Source organism: Pseudomonas sp. 2VD (genome assembly GCF_005503585.1).
GTDB classification, from domain to species: domain Bacteria; phylum Pseudomonadota; class Gammaproteobacteria; order Pseudomonadales; family Pseudomonadaceae; genus Pseudomonas; species Pseudomonas aeruginosa.
This window is the reverse complement of sequence record NZ_SCND01000298.1, coordinates 1-7609: the sequence shown is the minus strand read 5'-3', so window position 1 is coordinate 7609 and position 7609 is coordinate 1. Positions and strand designations below refer to the sequence as shown.

Below are 7609 nucleotides of genomic sequence, written 5' to 3'. Positions count from 1 at the left end.
GTCCCACCGTCCTACTCTGTCCCGCCTCGAAAAACGAAGCGGGACAGAGTAGGACGGTGGGACAGCGCCCGGCCAAGTCAGGCCGCCCGCCGCAGCAGGATTTCAGCAATGGCCGCATGGGCCAGGTGCAGGCGCTGGTAATACTGGGTTCTACCGCACCCGCACGCTTCCCATTTCATCGGGTCCGACATGTCGTAGTCCGTGTAATGCAACCGCACCACCCGCTCGATGGGCGGCGGAAGGTGCTTGTTCACGATCAGCTCAATGTCCGCCGTGCGATCCAGAGGACAGCGAGCCCCCGCCGTGGAGCGAGTCAGGTTTCCCCTGGTCGCCATCAGCATAGCAATCACATTGCTCCCGCCGCTAGCGTTGCCGGCTGAACCTACGCCGTTCGGTGGGTGCAGCTCGGCGGCCCAGGTCCGTAGCATCTCGTCAATTGGCTTGATCAAAATGCGGCCTCCTTCTGCGTTGGCCGCCCCTTCCACGACGGCGGCCGCTCATAGCCCCACGGCCGCACCGGTGACTTACCGGATGCGGGCAGGCGTCTGCGCCGCCAGCCCAGCCGGTGCATGATATGGCCAACTCGCATCTGCTCCGGTTTGCCCCAATGCCCGAAGTCGAGGTTGAGCGCGTCCCCCAGCAGGTCAGCACTGGTGACGGTCTCGCCGACGTACCCCTCCAGCCAACCGATCAACTTGTGCTCCCAGGCGTCGACGGTGTAGCGCTTGTCCTGCTCCTCCTCGAACAGCGCGCGCTCTTCACGCGAGACCCACCACTGATCTCCGGCGCGGTAGCAGAACAGCGCTTCTGCCCATAGCTGGTCACGGATCTCGCGCAGCAGGTCCAGATCCACCTTCGTGCAGAGGACCGGCCAGTATCGACGGTTACCGGTGGTGTCCTTCAGGTACTCCTCCTGGTTTGTAGTACCTACGAAAACACACTGTCGCGGCACATCGCGGGATCTGCGGCCATATTTCTCGCGGAAGGTATCAACCGATGCCGAGAAGAACTGCTTCGCCTTGGTGCTGTCGGCCTTGTTGAAGGCATCCAACTCGCCCAGTTCGCTGATCCATTTGCCGCGTAACATCTGAAATGTTTCTGTGTCACCAAGCACGAACGGGGTATCCATGAACCACTCGCCGCCCAGCACCGACATGGCAGTCGACTTGCCCTCACCCTGCAACCCTTCGAGGATCAGCACCGTATCCATCTTGCAGCCTGGGCGCATAACACGCGCAACAGCGCCGATCAGCCAGCGCTTGCCGGCCTTCATCGAATACGGGGTCTCCTCCACGCCCAGGGCCCTGTTCAGCCAATGCTCGATCCGCGGCGTACCGTCCCACTCCAGGCCCTCAAGGTACGCCCGCACCGGGTGAAAACTGTTCTTGCTGGCCACCACAGACACCGCTTCGAGCACCGGCGGCACCTTCGTCAACAGACCGTACTGCTGTGCCAGCCACTCGCACGCCAGCATGTCGTCCAGATCTGTCCACTCCCCCGTACCACCGCCATAGGGTGGCGTCCGCAGCTTCATGGTCTTGGCGCTGAACTCGTCATAACCGAGCACGCCTTGCCACCGTTCATCGTTCTGCAAGATGAGACTGATGTTCACCATGTGCGCCGCCAACCCACCGCCCTTGATCCGCAGCAAGCAGTCACGCCAGCCCCCTTCCGCCGGCGGCCGGACCACCGCCATGACCTGGGCGCGGACAACCTCCAGCCCCTCGGCACAGTGCAGGTCGTTGAAGTCAGTCCAGCCCTCCTCCCGCTCGCTGCCGAAGCGAGGGAGTACGAACTGGCCGCCCAGGATCGTGGCGGCGTTCTCCGCAGCCTGAGCGCCCGGATTCCAAGGCGATCCGTCCTGGCGGGTGGTCTTCCAGTCGTCATCGCCGCAGAAGATCAGCGGCCGCGACGGGTACTCGGTCTGCATCGCCTTGCCGACCGGCAGCAGGTTGCCGGCATCGAAGGCAATAGCCACCGCGCAGCCCGTCGCCATGTGCAGGCTGACGCCGGTCGCGTACCCTTCGGCAATCAACACCGGCTCGCCTGGCTCGGGGCGAGGACCGATCAGGCAGAACGCGCCTTCCTTCTGCATGCCGTAGGGCCAATAAGCCTTGTCCCGGCCGGTATCGGGCTGCTTCTCGGGGTAGATGATTTGCAGCCCCACCAACCCCTTGAGCGTCCGCATGGGCACCATGAAACGCCCGCCGTAACCGTAGCGGCCGCCGATCCCGACGATTTGCTTGCGGTCGAGATACGGCGCCTTGCCCTTCTCCGATAGCCGCTCCCACAGCCGCGCGGCGCCCTGGGCGGCACGCTGGGCGGCATAGGCGGCCTTCGCCGCCGCCTTGCGCTTGGCCTCTTCCTGCCGCGCGTGCATCAGCTCGCGCTCCTCGGCAGTCAAGCGAACACCCTTGAGCTTGAATTTCTCGTTGAGATCCTGCCGCCAGTTGCCGAAGCGCCCGAAATAGAGGGTCTTGCCGCTGGCAGTGGTGTATTCGTGCAGTACGTACCAGCCGGTAGCCTCCCCGTTCCGGTCGCCCTCGACCTTACAGCGCACCAACTTCCCGAACACCCAGCTCGGGCTCCGCTTGGTGAAGGGTTCAATTCCATGGTCTCGAAGCTGATTCAGCACTTCGTCCAAGGCTTCGTTACTCACCGGCGTCCCCTCCGCTCGTTGAACGATTGGCATTCGATGCAGGTTTGGCACCCCGGCACAGCTTCGCGACGGCGCGGCGGGATCGGCTCGCCGCAGCACTCGCACTCATGGGCCGATTCGCCAACCGCTACCAGCGCTCGGGCAGCCAATGCCGCCTCCATGCGCTCCAGCACCAGGTCATTGGCGTGATCCGCGATATCAGCCATTGGCCACCTCCCCGCGTTCGGCGCCCTTGGTGGTCTGGTGGACGTAGCGGGCACGCTCGTAGAGGCCGACCGCCGCGCGGATGATGCTCATCGCCAGCTTTTGGGTTTCGGCCAGCTCGGCCGCGTCAATGCGGCCGTCCTCGATATGGCGCGCGATGGTGGTGGCCGCGTTGGCCGACGTGTGCAGGATCTCGCCGGCACCGGCAATCAGGCTGGCCGGCACATCCTCGAACTGAAGCGGCGAAACGAAGAACCACAGGCTGTCGCCCAGCTCGGCATGCAGTGCGTCGAGCACCACCGCCCGCCCCTCGGCCGACACGTACCGCAGGAAGTCGAGCACGTCGTAGATGTTGAGGATGTGGCTGGTGTGGCTGGGGTCGAACTTGTGGGAGGTGGTGGAGACGCTGCGGCCGGTGGAGTGAGCGAAACCGGTGATGCCACCGTGGCACATGCGTTGATTGCGAGCGACGAGGTTGAGCGCTTCGCCCAGGGGGAGTACTTCGCGGCCCATACGATCGAACTGATCCGCGAACGAGGGTCGGGACATGGCAATTATTCCTGTTTACTGCCAGTGCCACGACGCCACCAACCTTGTTAGAGTAGGCGCCGTGGGCACATTGCATGGTGGTCACAAAGGCAGATGGCCGCTCTGTGGTGGAAACGCCATCTGCCGCCTTGGCCAGGTGATCGGCATCCCTGATCACCTGGCCATTGCAGCCAGCAACTCTGTGGTGGAGAGGCTGGCAACCCCAAGGCATCCGTGCCTTGGGCCTGGGAAGCTCGGTCGGCTGTGGTGGTACTTAGCGTGCTGCTCCAGCCGGCCTGGCTCCCCTCCCCCGGTGGTGGCGAGGGTTGTTACGTTGACTAGGCAACAGCCAATCCATCGTCGCGCTCGCCAAACACGTCCGGCCGCAACCGGTGGCGACTGACGCCGGTCAGGGCCTCGACCTTCAGCACCATTTCTGCCGGGCAGTGCCCACTACCTCGCAGATAGTGAGAAATCATTTGCTGGGACAGATTGACCCCGAACGCGGCGAGCTTTCGTGAAAGCTCGGATTGGCCCCCTGCCCGGGAAATCGCAAGCTGAAACGCGACTTTCATTGGTTCTTGATCTGACATAAGGCTTCCTCGGATGGAACTGGCGCCCAGCCTACAAACAAAGTTGTCGAATTTCAACAGACACTTTTGTTTGAGAGGCAACAAATCCTTTTGTAGCGTTCACCCCATGAACACACCAACTGAACGCCAAGCTGCAATTGCCGCCACGATTCGCAAGCGCCGCGAAGAGCTGAAGCTTTCCCAAAGCGAGGTAGCGAAAGGGGTCCGCGAGCTGCTAGGCGGCCAAGCCTTTACGCAACAGTCCTATGCTGCAATTGAGCAAGGGAAAACCAAGCACTCTAAATACCTGGCAGTCATTGCCCGAGTACTAGGCATTCCCCCTCAGTCGGTGGACCCCACGTTTCCAGCCGCCGCAAGCATCATGCCCCCTACGATCACAGCGGCAGAGCGGGCTACAGTAGCCGGCCCTACAGGGAGAAAATTGCCAGTGGTAGGCTCCATTGCAGCAGGCGCCTGGGTAGAGGCAGTCGATTTATTCCAGCCGGGGGATGCTGAGGAATGGGTAGATGCTCCAGGGCCAGTAGGCCCGGATGCCTTTGTTTTGATTATTGACGGGATAAGCATGAAGAATCCCGCCGGCCCCTTGAGTTTCGAAAGCGGAGACCGCGTGGTCATCGATCCATCAATCGAGGCAAAGCCGGGGGATCTTGTCGCAGCGAAGCTGACCAACTCTAATCGCATCACGTTCAAACGCCTTCAGATGGAAGATGGCGAGTGGTATTTGGAAGCACTGAATCCCGCTTGGGAACCCCGATACATCCGCGTCAACGAAGAATGGCAGATATGTGGCAAGGCAGTATGGCGCGTACAGAAGCTGTAGCAACAAACAAAATCTACAAACAAAACTGTTGACCAACCAACAAATCAGACTGTAGCTTTACCTCGACTCTCCACCACAGAGACGAGGTAACACCATGCAACGTTCCGCCACGGTACACGTCCACCCGGCCTGTACCTCCTCCCCGCAACAGATCCAACGCCTCCAGGCCGAAACTGGCTGCCTTGTCGTCATCTTCAACGGCAAAGCCCAGCTTGTAGCCAGCCGTACCCCGGGCCGCCGTTATTCGGTAACCACCACCTCCCCGTTTGGAGGTGACGCGGCATGACCTACGCACTCCGCCAACCATCCTTTGTGCGGCTCAAGGCTCAGCTCAGCCTCAACGGCCGCTTCAACCACGCCCTCTACGACGCCGAAACCCGTCAGGCAGTCCACGTCACTCTCGACATTGAGCGCGGCGCTGGACAGGTCCACGTCATCGTTCGAATGGGCTCCACGCTGAACAGCCTGGGCCTCCCGCTCGGCTCCCAGTCCAACGCCAACACCGTGGCCGACTACATCGAGTCCATCGCGAATGGCCGCCTGGACACCGCGGACGAGACCCCGGCTCGCCGCCGTTTCGACCAGGCTGCGTAGGGGGCCGCGATGAAAGACTTGTCCCTGCACCAGGCCGCGCAGCGCCTCGGGCTGACGCGTCCCGAGCTGATCAAGCGCATGAAGGCGGCCGGCCTGCTCGACAGCAACACTCTTCCAGCCGCTCCAGTCCGCGACCGCCTCTACCTGCGCGCAAAGGAAACGTCCTGGCATCACCCCGAACTCGGCATGCAGTACAGCCACTCGACGAAGGTGCGTCCGGCCGGAGAGGCATGGCTGGCCGACAAGCTCGGCATCCCCCGCGTCTGCCCGCCGGCGGTCCCGGACCGCCGCGAGGTTGGCTGACGAGCCCCGGCCCCGCGAATACGCCCGCCAGATCGTCACCCTTCGAACCATTGAGGAACGCAGGGCGGCCCTGGAGCGGGTGCCGGAACACCTACGGGAACTTGTACGAACCCACGTAGAGATCGCCTGGAACCACCCCAAGGGGAACAAATGAACAACGCACGCCGACGCCAACTGCAACAGATCACCGCTCAACTCGAAGAGATCCGCGAGCAGATCGAAACCTTGGTTAGCGAGGAGGAGGAGGCCCTGGACGCTATGCCCGAGAGCCTGCAAGCCAGCAACCGCGGAGCGCGCATGGAAGAGATCGTCGACCAACTCAACGAAGCAGCCAGCGGCATCGAGGACGCGGTAGCCGTGCTCAACGAGGCCGCCGCATGAGCACTCCTCACGACAACCAACCCGAGCTTCGCCTGACTCCGGCCCCACGCCCGGAGACGGTGGAACTCCTCTACCGCACCTTCGGCGACGTGCTGATCCCGCTGGAGCACCTGCGCATTCGGTACTTCCACAACCTCAACGAAGAGACGTTCAGCCGTTCGATCAAGGAACGCCGAATCCGCCTCCCCATCACCACCGTCGACCCGAGTCAGCGCGCCCAGCCATTTGTCGATGTGCGCCACCTTGCGGCCTGGATCGACTCACGAGCCTGGCAGGCCGACGAGGCATATGCCCGACTCGGCAGTAACGAGTAACCACACCGGCCGCCACCACCGGCCACTCACCACCAATGGAGAAAACCACCATGCATACCCAACACATCATTCTCGCGGCCACCACTCTCGCCGCGCTGCTGGTCCTGATCGCCACCGCCTATCTTGCTGGGCGCAAGGACAGGAAGAACGCGCAACAGCAGGCGGTCGACGAGGCGCTTTACCTCTGCCGCGCCTCGCACAGCCAGGAACTGACGGCGCTGCATGCCGACCTTGCCAAGCTGCGCACCAATGCCCAGCGCCTGCAACAGGTCATCGATGAGCAGCAGGAAGAGATCAGCGACGAGAAGGAACTTCGTCAAAACGTCGAAGCCGAGGCCACCGAGAAACTTGCGGATTGGCAGCAGCGCCACGAAGAGCAACAAGCGGAACTGAAACGCCTGGAGACGGAGCTGGAGACACGCATCGCGACCAATCATCGGCAGGCTGAGACCGCGAAGCTCCTCCGCGAGCAGAACTTGGCCGCCGAAGAACTGGACGCCATCCGCACCGCCAGTCGCCTCCTCAGCGGCCACGCTCGACAGTTCCAAAAGACCGGCACCACCAAGCGCAACGCAGACGCCGAAGCCCAACAGCAGCTCGCCGCGATCCTCCAGCGGCTCGCCATCACGAAATTGGCCAGCCAGAGCGCAGACGCCGAAGCGCAGGAGGCGGCATGAACTACTCCAGCCTCTCCGCTTCCGACCTGCTGAAGCACCGCAGCCACCACGTCGACAGCCTGACCCGCCTGCGCCGCGCCCGGCCGCAGTGGGACGAGGACGCTGCTCGACGCGCGGAAATCACGATGACCGATATCAGCGACCAGATCCGGGAGATCGACGAGATCCTGCGCCCCAGCGGCTGGGAATCGGTCGACCTCGACTACTCCGGCGACACCGCACCGATGTGCATGTGAGGCAGCGCGATGACAACTATCCCGGCTAGCCGCGTAGCGGCACAAGACCAGGGCGCCGCCCTGGCACACGCCACCCACAGCACCCAAGCCCCGGCCGCGCAGAAGCGCGGCGGCGGCCTGGCACGTCGCATCCAACTGATCGCCATCGCCCAAGGCCGCCAACCGATGCCCGAGGGTGGCGCTATAGAAAGCCACTGCTGCGCAGCAGCAGGCATATTCCAACCCGACCCTCAGCACACGCCGAAGGCGCGTATACCCCTCGAAAGGCTGCGCCGGGGCGCGAAGCACATAGCCACGCTT

At 63.0% G+C, this 7609-nt stretch carries 12 protein-coding genes; 7 read left to right on the top strand and 5 right to left on the bottom strand.

All coding sequences use genetic code 11. The annotated features are described in order from the left end of the window. Nucleotides 1-77 precede the first annotated feature (77 nt). From FFS27_RS24845 to FFS27_RS24825, 5 genes are all read right to left on the bottom strand, one after another. Entirely contained in the window at nucleotides 78-449 is a 372-nt protein-coding gene (locus FFS27_RS24845; protein ID WP_019396873.1) for a PA0613 family protein, read from the bottom strand. Beyond that, entirely contained in the window at nucleotides 446-2692 is a 2247-nt protein-coding gene (locus FFS27_RS24840) for a VapE domain-containing protein (protein WP_079199945.1), read from the bottom strand. The genes FFS27_RS24845 and FFS27_RS24840 overlap by 4 nt, the downstream gene beginning before the upstream one ends. Further along, nucleotides 2656-2865 carry a TraR/DksA C4-type zinc finger protein gene (locus tag FFS27_RS24835; protein WP_003130865.1) on the bottom strand — a complete coding sequence of 70 codons (210 nt, stop codon included), beginning with the start codon at nucleotides 2863-2865 and terminating at the stop codon, nucleotides 2656-2658. Before FFS27_RS24835 ends, FFS27_RS24840 begins: the two co-directional genes overlap by 37 nt. Then, nucleotides 2858-3412 carry a phage regulatory CII family protein gene (locus FFS27_RS24830; RefSeq protein ID WP_019726483.1) on the bottom strand — a complete coding sequence of 185 codons (555 nt, stop codon included), beginning with the start codon at nucleotides 3410-3412 and terminating at the stop codon, nucleotides 2858-2860. The genes FFS27_RS24835 and FFS27_RS24830 overlap by 8 nt, the downstream gene beginning before the upstream one ends. Nucleotides 3413-3729: 317 nt before the next feature. After that, on the bottom strand, nucleotides 3730-3984 hold the full coding sequence (locus FFS27_RS24825) for a transcriptional regulator (protein WP_019726484.1): 255 nt from the start codon (nucleotides 3982-3984) through the stop codon (nucleotides 3730-3732). Nucleotides 3985-3997: 13 nt separating this feature from the next. Between FFS27_RS24825 and FFS27_RS24820 the strand changes: the two genes are divergently transcribed. The 7 genes from FFS27_RS24820 to FFS27_RS24785 all read left to right on the top strand — a co-directional run bounded on the left by FFS27_RS24820 (nucleotide 3998) and on the right by FFS27_RS24785 (nucleotide 7309). Beyond that, the gene (locus FFS27_RS24820) at nucleotides 3998-4804 is read left to right on the top strand and encodes a LexA family protein (protein WP_171019228.1); all 807 of its coding nucleotides are present in this window, start codon (nucleotides 3998-4000) and stop codon (nucleotides 4802-4804) included. A gap of 282 nt (nucleotides 4805-5086) precedes the next feature. Beyond that, the gene (locus FFS27_RS24810) at nucleotides 5087-5398 is read left to right on the top strand and encodes a hypothetical protein (RefSeq protein WP_033940823.1); all 312 of its coding nucleotides are present in this window, start codon (nucleotides 5087-5089) and stop codon (nucleotides 5396-5398) included. Between the two features lie 9 nt (nucleotides 5399-5407). Next, nucleotides 5408-5701 carry a phage antirepressor KilAC domain-containing protein gene (locus FFS27_RS24805; protein ID WP_137952260.1) on the top strand — a complete coding sequence of 98 codons (294 nt, stop codon included), beginning with the start codon at nucleotides 5408-5410 and terminating at the stop codon, nucleotides 5699-5701. A gap of 150 nt (nucleotides 5702-5851) precedes the next feature. Continuing rightward, nucleotides 5852-6082: a hypothetical protein gene (locus FFS27_RS24800; RefSeq protein WP_019726488.1), complete on the top strand. Its 231-nt coding sequence runs from the start codon at nucleotides 5852-5854 to the stop codon at nucleotides 6080-6082. Then, a complete protein-coding gene (locus FFS27_RS24795) occupies nucleotides 6079-6396 on the top strand; it encodes a pyocin activator PrtN family protein (RefSeq protein WP_019726489.1) in 318 nt (105 codons plus the stop codon). The genes FFS27_RS24800 and FFS27_RS24795 overlap by 4 nt, the downstream gene beginning before the upstream one ends. A 50-nt stretch (nucleotides 6397-6446) precedes the next feature. Then, nucleotides 6447-7073, top strand: coding sequence for a hypothetical protein (locus FFS27_RS24790; RefSeq protein WP_019726490.1), 627 nt, complete (start codon nucleotides 6447-6449; stop codon nucleotides 7071-7073). Next, a complete protein-coding gene (locus tag FFS27_RS24785) occupies nucleotides 7070-7309 on the top strand; it encodes a hypothetical protein (RefSeq protein WP_019726491.1) in 240 nt (79 codons plus the stop codon). Before FFS27_RS24790 ends, FFS27_RS24785 begins: the two co-directional genes overlap by 4 nt. The last annotated feature ends 300 nt before the right edge of the window (nucleotides 7310-7609 follow it).